General features: G+C 50.0%; 2 protein-coding genes. Both read right to left on the reverse strand.

The genetic code is table 11. The features are described from left to right. Window positions 1-495, reverse strand: a 495-nt coding sequence (sufT, locus tag A3750_RS17160; protein WP_068548504.1) for a putative Fe-S cluster assembly protein SufT, incomplete at its 3' end; no start/stop codon positions are given. Window positions 496-498: 3 nt separating this feature from the next. Further along, window positions 499-700 (reverse strand): iron-sulfur cluster assembly accessory protein (locus tag A3750_RS17165; RefSeq protein ID WP_156498679.1); only part of this gene is annotated, 202 nt, incomplete at its 5' end.

Raw genomic sequence — 700 nt, forward strand, 5'->3', positions numbered from 1 at the left:
AGGAGGGTCAAAAACCAAATCTACCTCTACGCGACTGACATTTGGCACTCGAGCCACATAATGACGCACATCATCGACGATAACGGGGCCCATGCCGCAACCCGGCGCCGTTAATGTCATCGTGATGAACACGTCATACTTGCTTGCGTCTTGCTCATTTTGTTTGACCTTACAATTGTAGATCAGTCCAAGCTCTACAACGCTAACTGGGATTTCTGGGTCGTATACTTGGTTTAGAGCGGCCCATACCTGCTCTTCACTGACCGAGCCGTCTTCTGGTGCTGCCACCTCTTCATAGACGACCGTTTTGCCTAATGCGTCGGCATCGCGGCCTTCAATTCGGGCAAGATTGCCATTTACAGAGACGGTAAAGGTGCCACCCAAAGATTGGGTGATGGTGACAAAGGTGTCTTTTGGAATGGAGATTTCTGTGCCTGCAGGAACAATGCGCGCGGCTATTTCGCGTTTTGTCACTACTACTTCGCGTTCAGCCATTAATTACGCTTCCTCTGTTACGGAAAAGCTCTCGCCACAACCGCATTCGCCTGTCACGTTAGGGTTTCTGAATTGGAACATGCTGTTCAAGCCAACTTTGATAAAGTCGACTTCAGTACCTGCCAGAACGGCTAAGTCTTTAGCTGGGACTGAGACGCTGACACCATGCTGTTCAAACTGAACATCTCCTTCGGCCGGCGTATCA

Source organism: Oleiphilus sp. HI0079, from assembly GCF_001635105.1.